This window comes from Xaviernesmea oryzae (assembly GCF_900109605.1).
Classification (GTDB): Bacteria; Pseudomonadota; Alphaproteobacteria; order Rhizobiales; family Rhizobiaceae; genus Xaviernesmea; species Xaviernesmea oryzae.
Genome location: NZ_FOAM01000002.1, coordinates 337,298 through 358,896 on the forward strand (window position 1 = coordinate 337,298; position 21,599 = coordinate 358,896).

13 protein-coding genes are annotated in these 21,599 nt (G+C 63.4%); 7 read left to right on the forward strand and 6 right to left on the reverse strand.

Translation table 11 applies throughout. The features are described 5' to 3' along the window. The first annotated feature begins 350 nt into the window (after window positions 1–350). From BMX61_RS03310 to BMX61_RS03320, 3 genes are all read left to right on the forward strand, one after another. Entirely contained in the window at window positions 351–2,174 is a 1,824-nt protein-coding gene (locus tag BMX61_RS03310; RefSeq protein ID WP_075627596.1) for an extracellular solute-binding protein, read from the forward strand. Between the two features lie 114 nt (window positions 2,175–2,288). Then, a complete protein-coding gene (locus BMX61_RS03315; protein WP_075627595.1) occupies window positions 2,289–2,945 on the forward strand; it encodes a DsbA family oxidoreductase in 657 nt (218 codons plus the stop codon). Between the two features lie 115 nt (window positions 2,946–3,060). Beyond that, complete coding sequence (locus BMX61_RS03320; protein WP_075627594.1) at window positions 3,061–4,038, forward strand: phosphoribosylaminoimidazolesuccinocarboxamide synthase; 978 nt, start codon at window positions 3,061–3,063, stop codon at window positions 4,036–4,038. Between the two features lie 160 nt (window positions 4,039–4,198). On the opposite strand, the gene mfd is transcribed toward BMX61_RS03320, so the two are convergent. Further along, on the reverse strand, window positions 4,199–7,714 hold the full coding sequence (mfd, locus tag BMX61_RS03325; protein WP_075627593.1) for a transcription-repair coupling factor: 3,516 nt from the start codon (window positions 7,712–7,714) through the stop codon (window positions 4,199–4,201). Continuing rightward, window positions 7,711–8,034, reverse strand: coding sequence for an FAD assembly factor SdhE (locus BMX61_RS03330; protein WP_075627592.1), 324 nt, complete (start codon window positions 8,032–8,034; stop codon window positions 7,711–7,713). Before BMX61_RS03330 ends, mfd begins: the two co-directional genes overlap by 4 nt. Window positions 8,035–8,239: 205 nt before the next feature. Here BMX61_RS03330 and recG point away from each other — a divergent pair, with 205 nt between their 5' ends. Together recG and BMX61_RS03340 are read left to right on the forward strand one after the other, a co-directional pair. Next, window positions 8,240–10,345: an ATP-dependent DNA helicase RecG gene (gene recG / locus BMX61_RS03335; protein WP_075627591.1), complete on the forward strand. Its 2,106-nt coding sequence runs from the start codon at window positions 8,240–8,242 to the stop codon at window positions 10,343–10,345. Between the two features lie 20 nt (window positions 10,346–10,365). Further along, complete coding sequence (locus BMX61_RS03340; RefSeq protein ID WP_092742261.1) at window positions 10,366–11,541, forward strand: helix-turn-helix transcriptional regulator; 1,176 nt, start codon at window positions 10,366–10,368, stop codon at window positions 11,539–11,541. A gap of 113 nt (window positions 11,542–11,654) precedes the next feature. Here the strand turns inward: BMX61_RS03340 and BMX61_RS03345 are convergent, their stop codons facing one another. The 4 genes from BMX61_RS03345 to glmU all read right to left on the reverse strand — a co-directional run bounded on the left by BMX61_RS03345 (window position 11,655) and on the right by glmU (window position 17,561). Beyond that, complete coding sequence (locus tag BMX61_RS03345) at window positions 11,655–13,148, reverse strand: esterase-like activity of phytase family protein (protein WP_075627864.1); 1,494 nt, start codon at window positions 13,146–13,148, stop codon at window positions 11,655–11,657. Window positions 13,149–13,329: 181 nt separating this feature from the next. Beyond that, window positions 13,330–14,037 (reverse strand): DUF502 domain-containing protein, encoded by a 708-nt coding sequence (locus BMX61_RS03350; protein WP_075627589.1) that lies wholly within the window; start codon window positions 14,035–14,037, stop codon window positions 13,330–13,332. Between the two features lie 134 nt (window positions 14,038–14,171). Continuing rightward, complete coding sequence (gene glmS, locus BMX61_RS03355) at window positions 14,172–16,001, reverse strand: glutamine--fructose-6-phosphate transaminase (isomerizing) (protein WP_075627588.1); 1,830 nt, start codon at window positions 15,999–16,001, stop codon at window positions 14,172–14,174. A 195-nt stretch (window positions 16,002–16,196) separates the two neighbouring features. Beyond that, window positions 16,197–17,561 (reverse strand): bifunctional UDP-N-acetylglucosamine diphosphorylase/glucosamine-1-phosphate N-acetyltransferase GlmU, encoded by a 1,365-nt coding sequence (gene glmU, locus BMX61_RS03360; protein WP_075627587.1) that lies wholly within the window; start codon window positions 17,559–17,561, stop codon window positions 16,197–16,199. A 223-nt stretch (window positions 17,562–17,784) separates the two neighbouring features. On the opposite strand from glmU, the gene BMX61_RS03365 reads away from it, so the two are divergent. Together BMX61_RS03365 and BMX61_RS03370 are read left to right on the forward strand one after the other, a co-directional pair. Further along, on the forward strand, window positions 17,785–19,539 hold the full coding sequence (locus tag BMX61_RS03365) for a hypothetical protein (RefSeq protein WP_234794580.1): 1,755 nt from the start codon (window positions 17,785–17,787) through the stop codon (window positions 19,537–19,539). A 171-nt stretch (window positions 19,540–19,710) separates the two neighbouring features. Next, window positions 19,711–21,597, forward strand: coding sequence for a peptidylprolyl isomerase (locus tag BMX61_RS03370; protein ID WP_075627585.1), 1,887 nt, complete (start codon window positions 19,711–19,713; stop codon window positions 21,595–21,597). The last annotated feature ends 2 nt before the right edge of the window (window positions 21,598–21,599 follow it).

The following is a 21,599-nucleotide window of genomic DNA, read 5'->3' on the forward strand; positions in this document are numbered from 1 at the left end:
AGAATCGGGTGTGGCCGGCTCAGGCCGTCCTGTCCGGTGGCAAGGTCGAGTGCCGCTCTCCTGTTGGCAGAATGCGGCATTTGCATGACCCGCTTGTCCCGAACCCTGTTACATCGCCCGCCACGCGATATCCAGCCTCCCCTTAGTCTTTTTGCATAGAGGCGCTCAAGGCTCTCCTGTTCGTTTCGGGTTGGAAATGACGGGGTCCATGCTAGTTTAGCGGCGGATTCGCCTGTATCAGGCAGCCGGCCGGGTGCCAGGTCGCCTTGGCAAGGCGTGCCGATTGAGAGAGGGCAACCCGATTTGCCCGCTCCGCCCGCACCGAGTCGGGCGTTGCATGGTTTGAAAGAATGGAGACGAGCTTGCGCAGATTTTTCCTGGGGCTGTCCGTGTTGGCGTCACTTGCCGCCGGCCCTGCCCTTGCCGAGCCGGTTCATGCCATCGCCATGCATGGGTCCCCGGCCCTGCCCGATGATTTCAAGGCCTTTCCCTATGTCAATCCGACCGTCAAGAAGGGCGGGAAGATCGCCTATGGCGTCGTCGGCACCTTCGACAATCTCAATCCCTTCATTCTCAAGAGCATTCGCACCACCGCGCGCGGCATGCTCGATCCGGAATACAGCAATCTGGTCTATGATTCGCTGATGCAGCGCTCCGCAGACGAGGCGTTCTCGCTTTATCCGCTCCTGGCCGAGAGCGTTGAATGGGATGATGACCGTAGCTTCATCCAGTTCAATCTCAATCCCAAGGCCCGCTGGTCCGATGGGCAGCCGGTCACGCCTGAGGACGTCATCTTCACGTTCGAGCTGTTTCGCGACAAGGGCCGCGTGCCGTTCGCCAATCGTCTCGCTAAGGTTTCGAAGCTCGAAAAGGTGGGAGAGCGCAGCGTGCGCTTCACCTTCAACGAAAAAAGCGACCGGGAATTTCCGCTGCTGGTGGCGCTGACGCCGATCCTACCGAAGCACGCGACCGACGTGGCCACCTTCGAGCAGACGACGCTGAAATTCCCTGTCGGATCCGGGCCTTATAAGGTAGCGGATGTGCGGCCGGGCGAGCGTATCACCTATCGCCGCGACCCGAATTATTGGGCGAAGGATCTGCCGTCCAAGGTCGGCTACGACAATTACGACGAGATCTCGATCGAATATTTTCTTCAGGAAAACACGTTGTTCGAAGCCTTCAAAAAGGGCGAGATAGACGTTTATCCCGAGGGAAGCCCGACCAAATGGGCGCGCGGCTATGACTTTCCGGCCGTTGCGTCAGGCCAGGTGATCAAGGACACCTTCACCCCCCGCACACCGTCCGGCATGCTCGGCTTCGTTTTCAACACACGCCGGCCGGTCTTCAGCGATATCAAACTGCGCCAGGGTCTGGCGCTGGTCTTCGACTTCGAATGGGTCAACAAAAACCTGTTCGACAATGCCTATACGAGAACTCAGAGCTATTGGCAGAATTCCAGCCTTTCCTATCTCGGCAACCCCGCAGACAATCGCGAGCTGTCGATTCTCGGCGATGCGAAAAACCGGATCATCCCCGGCGTCCTCGATGGTTCCTATCGCCTGCCGGTCACGGATGCGTCCGGGCGCGACCGCAACGTGCTACGCGAGGCCGTGACGCTGCTGCGCGAGGCCGGCTATGTCGTTAAAGATGGACGCATGGTCAATGCGCAGGGCACGCCGCTCAGCTTCGAGATCATGACGCAGAATGACGGACAGGAGAAGCTGGCGCTCGCCTATCAGCGCTTCCTCGCCCCGCTCGGCATTCAGGCGAGCGTTCGGACAGTCGACGATTCGCAATATCAGGCGCGCAGCCAGACCTTCGATTACGACGTGATCATGAAGTCCTTTCCCTCCTCGCTGTCCCCTGGGATCGAGCAGGTCGGTCGCTGGACATCGTCGGCGCGAGACCGGCAGGGCAGCGACAATTTCGCCGGCGTGGCCGACAAGGATGTCGACACTCTCGTGAACGCGATCCTCCAGGCCCGCACGCAGGAGGATTTCACCGCCGCCGTGCGCGCCCATGACCGGCTGCTGGTGTCGAACTTCTTCGTGGTGCCGCTCTATCACGTCAATGCGAAGTGGCTGGCCCGACAAAAGCATATCAACCGGCCCGACGTGGTGCCGCTTTACGGCTATCAGCTGCCGACCTGGTGGGACGAAGACGCGCAGAAGTAAGCCGGGTTCACCGCAGCCAATTAAAGTAAGATAGCTGGCTCAATAAATGGTCGTCTCGATGCGCGGCGATGCAGGCCGAGACCGGCCGAGGCCGACAGGACAAAAGGACACGCCATGCACCATATTTCCATCGATGTCGTCTCGGACGTGGTCTGCCCCTGGTGCTATCTCGGCAAGGCACGTCTCGATCAGGCGCTGGCGGCTTTGTCAGGTGAAGTGATCGTCACCGTCAGCTGGCGGCCTTATCAGCTCAATCCAGACCTGCCGCCCGAGGGCGTTGATCATAAGGCGCATCTTGCCGCCAAGCTCGGCGGACAGGCGGCGGTCGACCAGGCTCATGCCCGGCTGGAAGAACTCGGACGCGCCGATGGCATCGCCTTCAATTTCGACGCGGTCCGCATCAGCCCAAACACGCTTGACGCCCATCGCCTGGTGCGTTGGGCCGGCACCGAGGGCGCAGCAATTCAGGATGCGGTGGTGACGGCGCTGTTCAAGGCGAATTTCGAGGAAGGCCGCAATCTCGGCGATCGCGCAGAGCTGGTCGCCATTGCCGGGGAAGCCGGCATGCAGGCCTCGGTCGTCGAGGCCCTGTTCGACTCTGGCGCGGATCGAGAGGCGGTGCTGGAGGAGATCGAGATGGCCCGCAACATGGGCGTGACGGGCGTCCCCTGCTTCATTATCGACAATCAATATGCTGTCATGGGCGCGCAGACGGTCGAAGCCATGACGGCGGCCCTTCGCGATATTACGCAGATGAAGATGCCGAACTGAGGCAACATCACAGGGGGCTCAGCGGACGAGATCCTGCCGGCCGATAAAGGCCGAGCCGAGTGGCAGCAATGCGCTTATAAGAGCGGGCAGGTTCAACCGTTCTCATGAGTCGCTCGTGTCCGTCGATAAAGTCCTTCTTGCCCAGCATGCCCATCAGACCCTGCCCCAAGCCGAAATCGCGAGCCTGCCGAATTATTATCGCGGAAAGGTGCGCGACAATTATGATCTGGCGGATGGTCGCCGCATCCTGATCACCACGGACCGGATCAGCGCCTTCGACCAGCCACTTGCCGTGATCCCGTTCAAGGGCCAGGTGCTGACACAGATCGCGCGCTACTGGTTCGAGCAGACGGCGTCGATCTGCGCCAATCATGTGCTTGATTATCCCGATCCGAACGTCGTGATTGGCCGCCGTCTCGATATTCTGCCGGTGGAGATCGTGGTGCGCGGCTATCTGGCCGGCACCACGTCGACCTCGATTCTCACGCGCTACCGCGCTGGCGAGCGGGAGATGTATGGCCACCAATTTCCGGAAGGAATGCGCGCGAATGAGGCGCTGCCGCAGGCCATCATCACGCCAACCACCAAGGCGATGGATGGTGGACATGACGAACCGCTTTCCGAGGCGATGATCCTGGATCAGGGACTGCTGACGGCCGAGCAGTGGCAGACCGTGTCGCAAACGGCGTTGGCCCTGTTTGCCCGCGGCCAGGCGCTCGCCGCCGACCGTGGCCTGATCCTAGCCGACACCAAATATGAATTCGGCCTGGACAGCGATGGCCAGATCGTTCTCGCAGACGAGATCCACACGCCCGACAGCAGCCGTTATTGGTTCGCCGAGACCTATCGCGAACGGTTCGAGGCCGGACAGGCGCCGGAGAGCTTCGACAAGGACTTCGTGCGCAATTGGGTGGTCGCCCGCTGCGACCCCTATCGCGACCCTATCCCCGAGATTCCGCAGGATGTCGTGCTGGAAGCCGCCGCGGTCTACATCCGCGCCTATGAGATCATCACCGGCAAGGCCTTCGTCCTGCCCGATCCGGCGGAGGTGCCGATCGAGCGCGTCAGGCGCAATCTGGCGAAATATGCCTGAGCCTTGGTGACTTGCCAAAACCCAAGGCAGCGTCATCGCGCGAGGCTGCGATGCTCGAGCTTGTCTCGGGCATCGCAACGGTCTGATTGATTGAACACCTGAAATTCCTCGGCACAAGGCGAGGATAAAAGTCTTGCGCGGAGGGTGCCGTCACTCCCCGTCAGCCCGTCTTCGCTAGCCCCGCCAATTGCGTCATCATCAGCGCGGCCCCAGCCAAGCGCTTCTCCGGGGTCGGGAAGTCGCGCTGGAAGAAGATGCTGTGATCCGCGCGGATCTTGGCGCTCGGCCCCTGCTTGGAGATATAGCCGACGAGTGCGGTCGGATTGGGGAATTCTCGGTTGCGGAACTGAACCACCACGCCCTTCGGCCCGGCATCCAGCTTTTCGACATTGGCGGTGCGGCAAAGCGATTTCACATAGACGATCTTTAGCAGATGCTGGACTTCCACCGGCAGAGGACCGAAGCGGTCGATCAGCTCTGCACCGAACGCATCGATCTCCGAGAGTTCGGAAATCTCGCCAAGCCGACGATAGAGGCTAAGGCGAAGATGCAGATCCGGCACGTAGTCGTCGGGGATCATCACCGGCGTGCCCACGGAGATCTGCGGCGACCAGCCGGTATCGACAACATCCTCCGGTGAACCCTTCAGCTCCGCCACAGCCTCTTCCAGCATCTGCTGGTAGAGTTCGAAGCCAACTTCCTTGATATGGCCGGACTGCTCGTCGCCCAAAAGATTGCCGGCGCCGCGAATGTCGAGATCGTGGCTGGCCAGCTGGAAGCCAGCACCCAGCGTATCGAGCGATTGCAGGACTTTCAGCCGCCGCTCGGCCGTGGTCGTCAGCACCTTGTTGACCGGCAGGGTGAAGAGGGCAAAAGCCCGCACCTTGGAGCGGCCGACGCGGCCGCGCAGCTGATAAAGCTGCGCCAGGCCGAACATGTCGGCCCGGTGGACGATCAGCGTATTGGCCGAGGGCACGTCGAGGCCGGACTCCACGATGGTCGTGGACAGAAGAATGTCATATCGGCCTTCGTAAAAGGCGTTCATGATATCTTCGAGCTCGCCGGCCGGCATCTGGCCATGGGCGACGGCCACCTTTAGCTCCGGCGTGTTTTCGCTGAGGAAATCCTGGATCTCGGCAAGATCGCTCAGACGGGGGCAGACATAGAAGCTCTGTCCGCCGCGATAGTGCTCGCGCATCAGCGTCTCGCGAATGACCAAGCTGTCGAAGGGCGAGATGAAGGTGCGCACGGCCATGCGGTCAACCGGCGGCGTGGTGATCAGCGACAGTTCGCGCACGCCTGTGAGGGCGAGCTGCAGCGTGCGCGGGATCGGCGTGGCAGAGAGTGTGAGCACATGCACATCGCTCTTCAGCTCCTTCAGCCGCTCCTTGTGCTTGACGCCGAAATGCTGCTCCTCATCGATGATCAACAGGCCGAGATTGGCGAATTTGATGCCGCTGCCGAGCAGCGCATGGGTGCCGACGACGATATCGACCTTGCCCTCGGCCACCTCCTTCTTGGTCAAGGCCAGCTCCTTGGAACCGACGAGACGGGAGGCTTGAGCCACGCGGATCGGCAGGCCGCGGAAGCGCTCCGAGAAGGATTTGAAATGCTGACGGGCCAGCAGCGTGGTCGGCACGACCACGGCGACCTGAACGCCATTCATCGCCGCGAGGAAGGCCGCGCGCAGCGCAACTTCCGTCTTGCCGAAACCGACATCGCCGCAGACGAGGCGGTCCATCGGCCGGCCGGCGCCGAGATCCTCGCGCACGGCCTCGATCGAGGTCAGCTGATCCTCTGTCTCTTCATAAGGAAAGCGCGCGGCGAATTCGTCATAGAGCCCTTCGGGCGCCGTCAGCGCCGGGGCGTGGCGCGTCAGCCGCTCAGCGGCGATGCGGATCAGCCCGCCGGCCATGTCTAGCAGGCGTTTCTTCAGCTTGGCCTTGCGCGCCTGCCAGGCGACGCCGCCGAGCTTGTCGAGGATCGCATCCGAACCCTCCGCACCATAACGAGAGAGCAACTCGATGTTCTCGACCGGCAGGTAGAGCTTTGCCTCATCGGCATAGACGAGCTCCAGGCAGGCATGTGGCGCGCCGGCGGCCTCAATGGTGCGCAGGCCGACGAAGCGGCCGATGCCGTGCTCGGCATGGACGACGATCGACCCCTCGTCGAGACCGGTCACCTCGGCAATGAAGTCGGAGGAACGCTTGCGCCGCCTTGTCCGCCGCACCATGCGGTCGCCCAGAATATCCTGTTCGCCGATGACGACGAGTTTGCCGGTCTCGAAGCCGGCTTCGAGCGATAGCACGGCAGAGCCCGCCTCGCCCGGCTTGAGCTTCTCGACCTCACCAAGCGCCGTCACCGGCTTGATATTGCCGAGACCATGCTCGGTCAGCACCTGCAGGAGACGGTCGAGCGAGCCTTCCGACCACGCCGTAATCAGCACCTTGGCGCCTGAAGCCCGGCGGTCGGCGATATATTTCACGGCCTGGTCGAAGACGTTGACGCGCTCGTCCCCAGCGCTTTCCGCCTGGGCTTCCGTCGCGTTCTTCGCCCAGCGCACACCGATGCGCGCGTCGATCTCCATCACCGCGCGGGCCTCGCCCTGATGCTCCAGAAAGGGCGAGAGGCGGATGGCGCGGCGCGAGATCAGCGCGGCGGCAAACTGGTCGCGGGTCAGATAGAGCTGATCGGGCGGGACGGGCTTATAGGGCGCGCCCTGGGCCATCTGGTTCTTGCCGCCCGTGTCGCGGCGGGCGTCGTAATAATCCTCGACCAGGCGGAAGCGCTCGGCCGCCGCCTCGCGCGCCGTGTGGTCGGTGACGAGTGTGAAACCGTCGAGATAGTCGAAGACCGTCTCCAGCCCGTCATAGTAAAGCGGCAGCCAGTGCTCCATGCCGGCATAGCGCCGTCCCTCGGAAACCGCCTGATAGAGCGCATCGTCGCGCGTGGCGGCGCCGAAGAGCGAGAGATATTCCTTCCGGAAATGGCTGATCGTCTCCGGCGTCAGCATCACCTCGCTCATCGGATTGAGATCGAGCGACCGCGCCTGCCCGGTCGTGCGCTGGGTGGCGGGATCGAAGGAGCGGATAGATTCCAGCGTGTCGCCGAAAAAGTCGAGACGAAGAGGCTCAGTGGCGCCGGGCACGAAGACATCGAGAATGCCGCCGCGCACGGCAAATTCGCCGACCTCGCGCACCGTCGCGACGCGCTCGAAGCCGTTGCGCTCCAAGCGGTGGGCAATATCGTCCATGCGCACAACGCCGCCCGGCCGGGCGGAGAAGGTCATGGTCTCGATCACACTGCGCGGCGCCATCTTCTGCAGGCTGGCATTGACGGTGACGAGCACGATTGCCGCATGCGGCTTTTTCGCATGCGCCACGAGGCCGGAGAGCGCGGCCAGCCGTCGCGCCGAGACTTCAGCGGAAGGCGAGACTCGGTCGTAGGGCAGGCAGTCCCAACCTGGCAGCGTCAAAACGGGAATATCAGGTGCGGCAAAGCCGAGCATCTGCTCGACATCGGCAAGCCGCTGGCCATCCGAGAGAATATAGGCGACCGGCCCGCGCGCCCGCGCGATCTCGGCAAGCGCAAATGGCTCCAGCCCCGAGGGGACTGGGCCGATCGTCAGTTCGGTGGCGGCGCGCGCCAGTTGGCCTGCGTTGAACCCGGCAATCATGCGCCCGTCTCCGTGCGGCCATCATCCGCTTTCGATCGGTCGAAATCGGGCCGATAAGAGGCGATGCGGGTAAAGAGCGGCGTGTCGAATTCGGCAGGCACCGTCTTCTCGCCGGTGATCCATTTCACCAGATCATTGTCCTCCTCGGCCATGATCCGCTCCAGCTCGTCCAGCACCGCGTCGGGCAAGCTGGCCAGTTCGGCCTCGGCGAACTGGCCGAAGATCAGGTCCATCTCGCGAATGCCGCGATGCCAGGCGCGAAACAGGATCTTGCGGCGGCGGACGTCGAGATCGGCGCTGCTCTGGGTAATGCCTGTCATGGATGGATGTCTTCCCTGCTTGGCCGCGCGAGCCGGCATCTTGCACACATCTTTACGGCCTCGGCCGGCTTATAGAAGGTTCGATCTTTGTTCACGGCGCTAGGCCAGCGTAAAAATCGCTCCCCTTCGGTCGGTGTGCTCTATAAACGCTGGAAAGCCGCTTGTCAGCCTTGCCATGCAACCATCCACGGACCACCTTGCCGCCATGCGCCCCAGCCTGCTCGATCCCCTGTTCGCGCCCCTGTCCAGCCTGCCCGGCATCGGGCCGAAGGTCGGCCCGCTCTATGCGCGCCTGCTGGGCGAGGAAAGCGTGGATACCTGCCGCGTGGTCGATCTCGTCTTCCATGCGCCCTCCTCCATCGTCGACCGGCGCCAGCAGCCGAAGATCATGGAGGCGCCGCCCGGCGTCATCGTCACCATCTCCGCCCGCGTCGACCGGCATCAGCCGCCGCCCCCCGGCCGTTCCAGCCAGCCGACCCGCGTCTTCCTTCATGATGAGACAGGAGAACTGGCGCTGACCTTTTTCCGCGCCAAGGGGGGATGGCTGGAAAAGGCGCTGCCGGTGGGCGAGACCGTGATCGTCAGCGGCAAGGTGGAATGGTTCAACGGCCGCGCCTCCATGGTCCATCCCGATTACATGGTGCGGGCAGAGGAGGCGGGCAACCTGCCGCTGGTCGAGCCGGTCTATCCGCTGACGGCGGGCCTCTCGCCGCGCATCCTGCGCAAGGCGATCGAGGCGGCGGTCGAGCGCATTCCCGACTTTCCCGAATGGCTCGATGACAGCGTCATCCGCGCCCAGGTCTTCCAGACCACGCGCGAAGCGTTCGAGGCGCTGCATGCCCCGCGCGATGCCGCCGATATCGATCCGCGCGCACCGGCGCGCCGGCGACTGGCCTATGATGAGTTTCTAGCCGGCCAGCTGTCGCTCTCCCTCGTGCGCCGGCGGATGCGGGCAGCGCCCGGCATTCCCGTGAAAGCAACAGGCGAATTGAGCGACAAGGTGCTGGCGGCCCTGCCCTTTTCGCTGACAGCGAGCCAGACAGCCGCCGTGGCCGATATCCTCAAGGATATGGGAAGCGCCGAGCGCATGCTGCGCCTGCTCCAGGGTGATGTCGGCTCCGGCAAGACCGCCGTCGCGCTGATGGCCATGCTGGCGGCTGTGGAGGATGGTGGTCAGGGCGTGCTGATGGCGCCGACCGAGATCCTTGCCCGCCAGCATGCCGCCACCATCGCCCGCATGGCCGAGCCGGCGGGCGTCAGGGTCGATGTGCTCACCGGCCGCACCAAAGGCCGGGAGCGCGAGGCGATTCTCGCGCGCCTCGCCTCGGGCGAAACCGGCATCGTCGTCGGCACGCATGCGCTGTTTCAGGAAGGGGTGGAGTATCACAACCTGCTGCTCGCCGTGATCGATGAACAGCATCGTTTCGGCGTGCATCAGCGCCTGGCGCTGACCGCCAAGGGCATCGGCCCGCATATGCTGGTGATGACGGCCACACCGATCCCGCGCACCCTGGTGCTCGCCGCCTTCGGCGATATGGATGTCTCCAAGCTCACGGAAAAGCCCGCCGGCCGCAAGCCGATCACCACCGCCACCATTCCTCTGGAGCGCATCGGCGATGTCGTCGGCAGGCTGAAGAGCGCGCTGGCCGAGGGCCGCAAGGCCTATTGGATCTGCCCGCTGGTGGAGGAGAGCGAGGAAAGCGAGCTGATGTCGGCAGAAGAGCGCTTTCAGGTGCTCTCGGGCATGCTGGGCCCAGCGGTCGGCCTCGTCCACGGGCGGATGAGTGGCACGGAGAAGGATGCGGTGATGCAGGCCTTCAAGCAGTCGGACATCAAGGTGCTGGTGGCAACCACCGTGGTCGAAGTCGGCGTCGACGTGCCTGATGCCTCGATCATCGTCATCGAACATGCCGAGCGTTTCGGCCTTGCCCAACTGCACCAGCTGCGCGGTCGCGTCGGGCGTGGCGCGGATGCCTCGACCTGCATCCTGCTCTACAAGGGGCCCTTGAGCGAAAACGGCCATGCGCGGCTGTCGATCCTGCGCGAGACGGAGGATGGCTTCCGCATTGCCGAGGAGGATCTGAAGCTGCGCGGCGAAGGCGAGCTTCTCGGTACCCGCCAGTCCGGCACACCGGGCTTCCGTATCGCAAGCTTGGAAGCGCATGCCGATCTTTTGGAAATCGCCCGCAAGGATGCGGCCTATCTGATCGAGCGCGACCCGGATCTGGCCTCCGAGCGCGGACAGGCGCTGCGCGTGCTGCTCTACCTGCACCGGCGCGACGAGGCGATCCGCTATCTCAGAGCTGGATAGGCGCGTCATGGCGCCGAGGCTTGGCTTATCTGAGATTGCGTGGCATCGTCATTTCGCTTCACCACAATGGTGTGGAAGGCACGGTCGCGGAAATTTTCAGGGCGCTGATGATGTCCAGAATGGAACGCTTTCATGCGGCAGCCGACCTCATTCAGGAGGCCGTTGTCGATCCGTCACTGTGGCCATCGACGTTGTCGGCAATCTCGGATTCGCTTGATCTGGCCGGCATCAACATCATGGAGCCGATCACCCAGACCGCTTTTTCCGGCGTGATGGTGACCGACAGCCTGCAGGGCCTGCTGGACGACTATGTGCGCGAGGAATGGCACCTGCGCGATTATCGCGCCTGCCTCCTGCCCATCACCAAGCAGCAAAGCGTGGTCCTGGAGCAGAGCGTTGTCGCGCCTTCGACTTACGAGACGCATGAATATTATCGTTTTCTCGAAAAATATGGCTTGAGGCTGTCCGCGGTGATCGATTTTTCGGTCGGCGATCAAAGCCTTTACTTCGTCATGCAGCGGCGGTTGAGCGATGGATTCGACGGCGCCGAGCTTCCGTTGTTCGAGCATATCGCCTCGCGGCTGCGCACCGGGGCACGGCTGATGCGAGCTCTGACGCAGAGCCGGGTTCAGGGCATGCTGACAGCGTTCGACCGGATGGCGACGGGATGCCTGCTCTTCAACAAGGCCGGCCAGGTGGTCGAGACCAATGCGACCGCTGAGAGGCTGGTCGCGGAGGGACATCTGGCGATCCGCCGCAACCAATTGGAACCCTGGCTGAGCAGCGACGCCCGGGCACTGCATGGAAGCCTGAAGGCGGCACTCGGTGGGAACAGTCTTGAGAGAAAACCAGTGCTGCTGTCGACACGCCGGGGGTCACCCCTGGTCGTGCGCATCGAGCCGTTTGGCACGCGTCTGGTCGATGCCTTCTACGGTGCCGCCGCCTTTGCTCTTGTAGAAGACACAGGCGCACGGGGCCATTCGCATGCACTGCTGAAACAGGTCTTCGGCCTGACCAGCGCCGAGGCGATGATCGCCGACCTCGTCGCGCAAGGCTATTCGCCGACGGAAATCGCTACGCGTCAGACGATCCACTATGAAACGGTGCGCAGTCACCTACGCTCGATCTTCCGCAAGACCGAAACCAGCAGGCAGGCAGAGCTCAGCGCGCTGCTCGGCAATCTCCGCATTCGCTGACGCCTGCGACCGAATCAGGCGCAAGGTGCTGAGCTTGCCGGCGATCATTCCTCTTAAAGATGCATATCGCTTGAGCGGCGGTGAATCTGACCGGCCCACCGCCGCCCTATTCCTTACTTCTGGCGGATGCCTGGCAGGGTAACGCGGTAGACTTGAAACATGCTGTCCACGTCAGCGCCGTCTTCCGCCTTGTAGGCAGCCCCGACCTGGAAGCCGTCTTGGGTCAGGAAGTCGTTATCATTGCCGACAAAGAGGAAGTAATCGTCCGGCGCCGACGGATCGAGCACGCTGGCGATCCCCATGGATTCCCATTTTTCCGACAAGTCGTTCTTGTCCTTCGGGGGGCCATTGTGCAGGCCGAAACGGTTAAGCTGGGTATTGTCGTTGATGTCGATAAAATCGGCCCAGCGCGCCGGCGTCACGGATGCGTCGAGCACGCCCTTGGGCGCCAATGGCTTCTCACCATCGAACGCCGTGCCGGCGATGTCGGTGGCGCCGGAAAGGTCGACGAGCTCGATCTTGCGGTATTTCGAGGTGTCGCCCTTCACGCCCTGGCCATTGTCGCTGTCGCGCGCCAGCATCAGAAAGTGCTTGTCCGACAGCGCCAGGATTTCGCTCTGGGCGGCAACGACCGTCTTGTCCTTGTTCTGGAAGGTCGGCAGCAATACGGCATATTCATGCGCCAGCTTCAGCTTGGCGGGGTCGGTGGCGTCATAGACCAGCGCGCGGGTGGTGAAACGGGTCGCCTTGCTGTCGCCGCCGTCCTGCCGGGCAGCAGACTGAAGCACGGCGATCAGAAACTTGCCATCCGGCGTCAGCGACAGGCCTTCCAGGCCCTGGTTGTTCTGACGCCCGGTATCCGGGTCCTTCGGATCCGGCGCCTTCTGGCCCTCGCCGGGATTGTTGGACGAAAAGTTGATCTCGCCCTTGCGCATCGGCAGCAGCGCTTTCGGCGGCTGGGTGGCGGAAAGCAGCTTTCCGTCCCGGTCGAAGCGATAGATATAGGGGCCGTATTCGTCGCTAACGAACATGCTGCCATCCGGCAGGCGAACGATGGCCTCGGCATCGAGCGAGATCTTGCCATTCGCCGTCTGGGGCAGAACCGGCAGGCCATTGGTCTCGGGGCGAACGGCAACCGGATCGAGGCCGGTCAGATTCTCTCCTTTGTCATCTGTGAACATGATCAGACCGTCGAGTTTGGCCTTGACGCCCGTCTGCTCCTGACCGGCCGGCGGCGTGGCGCCGGGCTTCACGGGCAAGAGTTCGATCGCAAGCTTGTTCAGCCGTGCCTTGTAGTCGGTCGTTCCCTCGACATTGTATCCCCGGTCCGGCAGCAGATACAGCGTGCCCATGTAGGTCTCGCCGTCCCGCGTCCAGCTTGCCTGGTCGATCGCCATGCCGGATCCGGAGCCGAAAGTCTCATTCAACGCATCCCGCTGGTTGGCGGGAATCCGGCCGACCGCAACAAGACCCTGATTGACGAAGATCTGGCCGCCGACATTTACCGAATCATTGGCGAAGGCATCAGGGGAAAAAGCCGTGGCGGCGACAGACAGGAGAAACGCCGCGCAGCGCCGGTTCAGGAACGACTGGGACCCGTTGGACATGAAATTCAACACCCTCTCTTGATGGCAGGGCGCTCTGCCCCTGGCGGTTGCCAAGCATGAGCGCGCCTCGAAAGACCTCTATGACGTGATCTTGATGGAGAGATGACAAAACCGCGACAGTGCTGTCACCGCATGTCGATAGCCATGCAGCGGCGCATCCGACCGACGAGACGGCCGGGGCCTACCGCTTCGCCGTGCCAAATGCGGCCGGCAGCACGGGTGGCATGACCTTGCCGTGGTGCTCGGGCACGATCAGTCCGCCCGAAATCAGAAGCCGCGCCGCTTCCTCGGGCGTCATGTCGAGAAGGATCAGCTTATCGCTGGGAACGAAGAGCAGGAAGCCGGCGGTCGGCACCGGCGTTGGCGGCAGGAACACGGCCACCATTTTCTGGCCCAGCGCATCGAAGCGCTCGGCAAGCTCGCCTTGCGCCTCGGCGGCGATGAACACCAGCGCCCAGGTTCCCGCCTGCGGAAATTCGATCAGGCCGACCTTCTTGAACGAGGTCGATTGGTCCTTCAGCACCGTCTCGAAGATCTGCTTGATGCTCTTGTAGAGCGTTCGCACAAGCGGCGTGCGGTTGAGAATCGATTCGCCGAAATTGACAATCGAGCGGCCGATCAGGTTCTTGCCGAGAAAACCGATGATGGTGATGAACACCACGGCGACGACCAGACCCGTGCCGGGAATGGCGATGTTGAAATAATATTCCGGATTGTAGCGCTGCGGAATATAGGGGGTGACCCAGCTATCCGCCCAGTCGATGAAGGCAAAGGTCAGCCAGATGGTGATGGCGATGGGCGCGCAGATGATCAGGCCGGCGAGAAAATTGTTGCGCAGCCGCGTCGCAATCGAGATGCGCGGAGGCTTGTCGCCGACAATAGGGTCCATTTCGGTTTCACTCCGCCGTGCCGGCGCGGCGGGCTGTTTCGCCGCGCCGTCCGGGAGATCATCGTAGCGCGGATCATATCATTGCGCCGCCGCAGAAAAAGAGCCTGCAAGCCGCAGCGCAGCACGATCACCCATCACTCCACCGTGACGGACTTCGCGAGATTGCGCGGCTGATCGACATCCGTGCCCATGAACACGGCCGTATGATAAGCCAGAAGCTGGATCGGCAGCGAGAAGATCATCGGCTGGATCAATTCGTCGACGTCGGGAAGCAGGATGGTCGCCATGGTCTGCAGGTCGCCGCAAGCGGCAGCACCCTTGGTATCGGTGATCAGAACGATCCGTCCACCGCGCGCTGCCGCCTCCTGCATGTTGGACACCGTCTTTTCGAAGAAGCGGTCGAAGGGCGCGATGACGATGACAGGCATGTTCTCGTCGATCAGCGCAATAGGCCCATGTTTCAGCTCGCCCGCCGCATAGCCCTCGGCATGGATGTAGGAAATTTCCTTGAGCTTCAGCGCGCCCTCCATGGCCAGTGGAAAGCTGGTGCCACGGCCGAGATAGAGCACGTCGCGGCAGCGCGACAGGTCCCGGGCGAGCCCTTCAACCTGCGGCTGAACGCTTTTCAGCACCCCGGCCATCAGGCGCGGCATTTCCACCAGATGGCGCACCAGCGCTTGTTCTTCGGTCTCGGACACGGTACCCCGCATCCGCCCTGCGCCGATCGCCATGGCGGCCAGCACCGTCAGCTGGCAGGTGAAAGCCTTGGTGGAGGCAACGCCGATTTCGGGACCGGCGAGAATCGGGAAGATCGCATCCGACTCGCGCGCGATGGTCGATTCCCGCGCATTGACCACGGCGCCGATCGCCAGTCCGTTTTCCCGGCAATAGCGCAGCGAGGCCAGCGTATCGGCCGTCTCGCCCGATTGCGAAATGAAGAAGGCGGCGGCCTCCTTCGGCAGGGGAATGTTGCGATAGCGAAACTCCGAGGCGACATCGGCCTCGACCGGCAGGCGCGCATAACGCTCGAACCAATATTTGCCGATCAGGCCAGCCAGATAGGCCGTGCCGCAGGCCGAAATGGCAAGGCTCGGAACGCGGGAGAAATCGATGGCGGTCGCCGCCGGGCTCACCTTGTTTTCGATAAAGTCGATATAGGCCGAGAGCGCGTGGGAAATCACCTCCGGCTGCTCATGGATTTCCTTCTCCATGAAATGGCGATGATTGCCCTTGTCGACGCGGAAGGCAGCAGCCATGGAGGTTGTGCGCGGCCGGGCGAGCGCGCGTCCCTCGATATCGAAGATCTCGACGCCATGCGGTGTGAGCACTGCCCAGTCGCCATCGGCCAGATAGGTGATCTCATTGGTGAATGGCGCGAGCGCGATGGCATCCGAGCCCAGATACATCTCGCCCTGCCCATGGCCGATGGCAAGCGGCGGACCGTTGCGCGCCGCCATGATCGTCTCCGGCAGATCCTTGAAGATCACGGCCAGGGCATAGGCCCCGGTGACGCGCCTGAGCATGGCCTGCATGGCCTCGCGCGGCGCCAGGCCCTGTCGGATAAACTTGGCGAGCAGCTGTCCGGCCACTTCCGTGTCCGTCTGCGTCTGGAAGAGAACGCCTTCGGCCGCGAGCTCCTGCTTGATCTCGGCGAAGTTCTCGATGATGCCGTTATGCACGATGGCGATGCCATCGGCAAAATGCGGATGTGCATTGGTTTCCGTCGGCGCGCCGTGGGTGGCCCAGCGTGTGTGGGCAATGCCGGTGCTACCCATCAGCGGCGTCTCTGCCAGGCGGCGAGCAAGATTGACGAGTTTCCCCTCGGCCCGACGTCGATCGAGCACGCCGTTGCGCAAGGTGGCGACACCGGCCGAATCATAACCGCGATATTCGAGCCGCTTCAGCGCGTCCACCAGCCGCTCCGCCACTGCATCCGATCCGACGATCCCGACAATTCCGCACATGAACGCATATCTCCTGACAAGACGCAGACGGCCGGGTTCTGGCCGAGCGCCACGGTTCAGACCGCTCGCCCTCGCGCGGGCGCCGCATCGGCAACTACCCCATCCGCGGCGCGGCGCAAACCACAGCGAACGTCACTTTCGGTATCAGACGGTAAGGCTGTTTCTAGCGTTGGATGGGCCCGGCAAGGTCGGGCCTTAATCCTGGCGCTTCTGCCGCTCGGCCTTCATGGCTTGATAACGCGCGCGCAGGATCGGCGCGCGGCCGGGCTTCAGCTCCTGTCTGGCGCGGCCGAAGGCGACCGCATCGGCCGGCACGTCCTCGGTGATGACGCTGCCGGACGCGACCAAGGCGCCGTCGCCGATCGCAACCGGCGCCACGAGCGCGCTGTTGGAGCCGATGAAGGCATGGGCGCCGATGCGGGTCATATGCTTGTTGACGCCGTCATAATTGCAGGTGATCGTGCCCGCCCCGATATTGGTCTCAGCCCCCACCACCGCATCTCCGATGTAAGTGAGATGGTTGACCTTGGCGCCGGCGCCGATCTCGGCCTGCTTGACTTCGCAGAAATTGCCGACCTTCGCTTTGGCGTGAAGATGCGCGCCCGGACGCAGCCGGGCATAGGGCCCGACGCTGGCGCCGCTTTCGACATGCGCGCCCTCCAGATGCGAAAAAGCATGGATGACGACATCGCGCTCGATCCGAACACCCGGGCCGAAGACGACATTCGGTTCGATCAGCACATCGCCGGCGATCTCGGTATCGAACGCGAGATAGACCGTATCCGGCGCGATCATCGACACACCAGACAGCATCAGCTCATCGCGGCGACGCGCCTGCCACAATGCTTCGAGATGCGCGAGTTCGGCACGCGTGTTGCAGCCGCCGAGTTCGGCCTCGCTCGCACGCACGGCCACCGCCCGGCCACCGGCGGAGCGCGCGATTTCCACCAGATCCGTCAGGTAATATTCGCCCTTGGCATTCTGGTTGGTGATTGCGCGCAGGAAATCCAGCGCCTTGCGCCCATCGATCGCCATCAGCCCGCCATTGCAGAAGGTGATCGCCAGTTCTGCCGCGGTCGCATCCTTGGCTTCCCGAATGGCGATCAGCTCGCCGTCACGCACGATCAGCCGCCCATAGCCACCGGGCCGGCTGGTCTCGAAGCCGATGGTGGCGACATCGTTGCCGGCGGCAACGGCGGCGAGCGCTTCCTTCAGGGGCTGAGGGGTCACCAGCGGCGTATCGCCGAAGACGACGAGCAGATCGTCATAGCCGCGCGCGATGATCTCGGCTGCCGCCAGAACGGCATGCCCCGTGCCGAGCCTCTCGGTCTGCTCGACCGTGTGGATGCGCAGATCCGGACGCGCGGCCGCCCTGGCTACGGCCTCGGCATCGCGGCCCACGACCAGCGCTGCCTCGCCAACCCCCGCGGCGGCCAGCGATTCCATGACGTGGGCGATCATCGGTCGTCCGGCAATCGGATGCAGCACCTTGGAGACCGACGAGCGCATGCGCGTGCTCTCGCCCGCTGCCAGAACGATGGCCAAACATGAACGCTGCATGGGGGTCCTCCACAATCTATGATCCATCCCGGCGGTTTGGTGAACCGCGCCGGGGCCTGCGCCTCTTGCTTGACGTCTCTTAAAGCATGTCGCGCGAAAGTGGGAACCGCTTTTAAGGTAACCGCAGCTCGACGCGTCAGCCAGACATCCTGTTAACACGCTCCAAACGGCGATCTGCTAGCGCTGAGGGCAGGAATGATCCTCTTCATGCCGGAAGGAGAGCATGATGGCTCTGAACATACCGTCTGACGCCGTGCGTCGCCCTCGCAGCCACAGCGGAAGGCGTGCGCTGCTGTCGCCGCTTCTCATCCTGGCCCTGGCTGTCGCGGCGCTCCCGCTTCTCCTCCTGCATACCCTCACGCTGCCGATCGGCGCGATGTTCTTCGACACCTATGTCTATATCGACGCGGCGAATCGGCTGGCGGACGGGCAGATCCCGTCGCTCGACTTCTTCGCGCCGGTCGGCGCGCTCGGCTATTATCTCTTCCGAATCCTTCTCAGCGTCTTCCCGCTCGGGCATCCTTTGCTGATCGCCAGCTGGTCGCTGCTGCTCGTCAGCGCGCCGCTGATGGCGCTCGTGCTTTATGACGTGGACAAGCACGCGCGCCGCGTCGCCTTCGCGCTGCTCGTGCCGTTCCTCCTGTTCTCGCTGCTGCCATTCAACACCGGCGGCGACTTCTTTCCCTATCCCGGCTCGGACGGCTTCGGCATCTATAACCGGCAGATCTGCCAGCTGATGTATGTTCTGGCGGCTGCGCTGTGCTTCATGCGCGATCCGCGCCGGCTTGCCGCTGCCGTCTGCCTGACCATGCTGGCCCTGCTGTTTGTCAAGGTCACCGGCGCCGTGGCCGGTACGGTGATGTGTCTGGCTGCCTTCCTGGCCGGACGGCTGCCGTTACGCGCAGCCATCATCGCCGCAGTCGTCTTCTTCGCCGTCATCGCCGGACTGGAACTGTGGCTCGGCCTCGTTTCGGCCTATGCGGCTGATATCCTCGCTCTGGTTGAAATCAACGAAGGCGGCCTGATCCAGCGCCTGATGCAGGCCGCCTCCTTGAATTTCGGCCCCGTGCTCTCCGCCATCGTGATGGCCGCAGCACTGCTGATCTTCACGGCGCGTGGCTGGATCGGCGCCATCGGCGCGGCGGTCACGCGCCCTTCCGCCAAGCGGTTAGCGCAGGTTTTCGATCATCCCGCCGTCTGGCTCGGCGCCTTCACAATCGCCGGCCTGATCTTCGAGAGCCAGAACACGGGCAGCCAGGCGTTCATCTTCTTCTTTCCGCTGGTGCTGATGATCCTCATCGAATCGCGCGCCGTGCTCGGCGCCGGGGCGCGCTTTGGCGTCGTCCTGGTGGCGGGCCTCGCCATATGCCTGCCCCTTGCCGTGCGGATCGTCGAACGCTCGGCCCGCGCCTATCTTGGCGCATTTCAGAATGAGCGGCTCGTCGGCACGCATCTGAAGACCATGGCCGCCGTCTCGGCCCGGCCATTCTTCTTCCTGCGCGCCGAACGGATGAACCACGCCTATGTCGCCCATCGCGAAACGTTCCAGGACATTTCGGAGAATGGCGAGCTCTCGTCCTTCCTGATGTTCAGCGATTTCGACTATCAGATTACCTGGCTGCAGAATGTCGATCGCGCCATATCGGGCGTGCAGGATTTCGAGGCCGCGCATGGCGTGCATTTCAACACGATCATGAACATCGATTTCACCAATCCCTTCCCCTATCTGATGGAGCGCAGCGCGCCGCGCTTCATCGCCATCGGCGCCGATCCCTTCCGCGCCGTGCCGCCGCCTGATGACAGGGTGAAGGCGGCGGTGGCCGCTGTGGATCTGGCGCTTTATCCCACCTGCCCCATCGGCATGACGCGGCTTGCCCTGCTCAAGCTTTACGAGCCGCTGCTGACGGCGACGCATGACCGGGTGCCGATCACCCCCTGCTTCGACGGCTTCGTGCGCAAGGCTCTGCTTGCACGCTGACGCACAGCGCGAAATTCAGCAAGGCTGGCGCAAGACCTGCCGGCCCCTTGTTCAAAAGCCCGAGACATCGGCCGTCTTTGCCGGTTTTCCTCCTTCATTTCACGTTCACATTGTTCTAAGGAACGTTCGGCCGCAGGCGCGGCCACGAATTTCTTTGAAGGTGTGTCGTTCATGCTCGAATCGCTGCGCAGAGGCGCCCAGACCTGGGTTTTCAAGGGCCTTCTGATCCTCCTCGTGATCTCTTTCGGCGTCTGGGGCGTTTCGTCCTCCTTCCATGGCCGGAGTTCGAATGCAGTGGTCACGGTTGGCGACGTCAGCGTCTCCCCGGCGGATTTCCGCCTCGCTTACGAGCGGCAGGTGGCGCAGATCTCCCGCCAGTTCGGCATGCGGCTCAGCCGCGAGCAGGCGCGTGCCTTCGGCATCGAGAGCCAGGTCTATTCGCAACTGATCGCCGGCGCCGCGTTGGACCAGCTGTCGCGCGACATGGGGCTTGGCCTGTCGAAGGACCGGCTCGCCGTGCTGATCTCGCAGGATCCCGCCTTCCGCGGCGTCAATGGCCAGTTCGACCGCACCGTCTTTTCCGCCGTACTGCGCAATGCCGGCCTGCGCGAGGTCGATTACATCAACAATCGCAGCCAGGTTGCCGTGCGATCGCAGATCGTCGAGGCGGTCTCTGACGGTTTCCAGCCGCCGAAGGTCCTGACCGAGGCACTGAAGGCCTATCGCGACGAGACCCGCACGATCGACTATCTGCTCCTGTCCAATGCCAATATCGATCCGATCAAGGCACCGGCGGACGAGGTGCTTGCCCCCTGGTTCGAAAGCCACAAGGCGAGCTACCGTGCGCCGGAGATGCGCAAGGTGAGCTATGTGAAGCTGGAGCCCGCCGACATCGCCGATCCAACCAAGGTGACGGATGACGAGGTGCGCGCGGATTATGAGCGCCGCAAGGCAAGCTTTACCACGGCCGAGACGCGCACCATCGACCAGCTGACCTTTGCCTCCCGCGCCGAAGCCGATGCCGCCGCAGCAAAGCTTGCCGCCGGCACGGGATTCGACCAGCTCGTGGCCGAGCGCGGCCGCAGCGCCGCTGACATCCGGCTTGGCAGCTTCACCCGCGAGGCCATGCCGGATCAGAAACTGGCCGAGGCCGCCTTCGCCGTCTCCGCCGCCGGCGGCACGACGCCCGTGGTCGACGGCCAGTTCGGGCCGGTGATCCTGCGGGTCAGCACCATTCAGCCAGCGGTGACCCGTGGCTTCGACGAGGTGAAGGACGAGCTGCGCCGCGACCTCTCGCTCGCCAAGGCCGTAGAAGAGATCACGGCCCTGCATGACCGCTTCGAGGATATCCGCTCCGGCGGTGCGACGCTTGCCGATGCCGCCCAGCAGCTGAATCTGAAGCCGGTCACCATCGACGCCATGGATGCACAGGGCAACGATGCCGATGGGCAGAAGATCGCCACGCTGCCGCCAGCACCCAGCTTCGTGCAGGAGGTGTTCAAGACCGAAGCGGGGGTCAACGCCCTTCCAATCCAGTTGGGCCGCGAGGGCTATGTCTGGTTCGACGTCGAAAACGTCGTGCCGGCCCATGACCGCACGCTGGATGAAGCGCGCGAGCGTGTGGTCGCCGACTGGACGGCCGAGCAGCAGCGCAATGCGCTGGGCGCTCGCGCCACTGAGCTGAAGGCGCGCGTCGAAAAGGGCGAGACCCTTGCCGCCATCGCTGCCGAACTCGGCCTTGCCGTGGAAACCAAGACGGGCCTGAAGCGCAACAGCCCGGATGCCAGCCTCAGCCAGGCCGCCATCACCGCCGCTTTCGCGGGCCCGAACGGTCATGTCGCCAATGCACCGGGGGTAGAAGGCGAAGGACAGATCCTGTTGAAGGTCACAGACGTCGGCCGCTCGACGGGCGATGCGCTCGACAATGACGACCGCCAGATCAACGCCATGGCCCAGGCGAGCGGCGATGACATCCTCGACCAGATGGTGGCCGAACTGCAGACGCGCTACGGCGTCAACATCAACCGCGATCTCGCCCAGCAGGCGATGGTGCCCTGAGG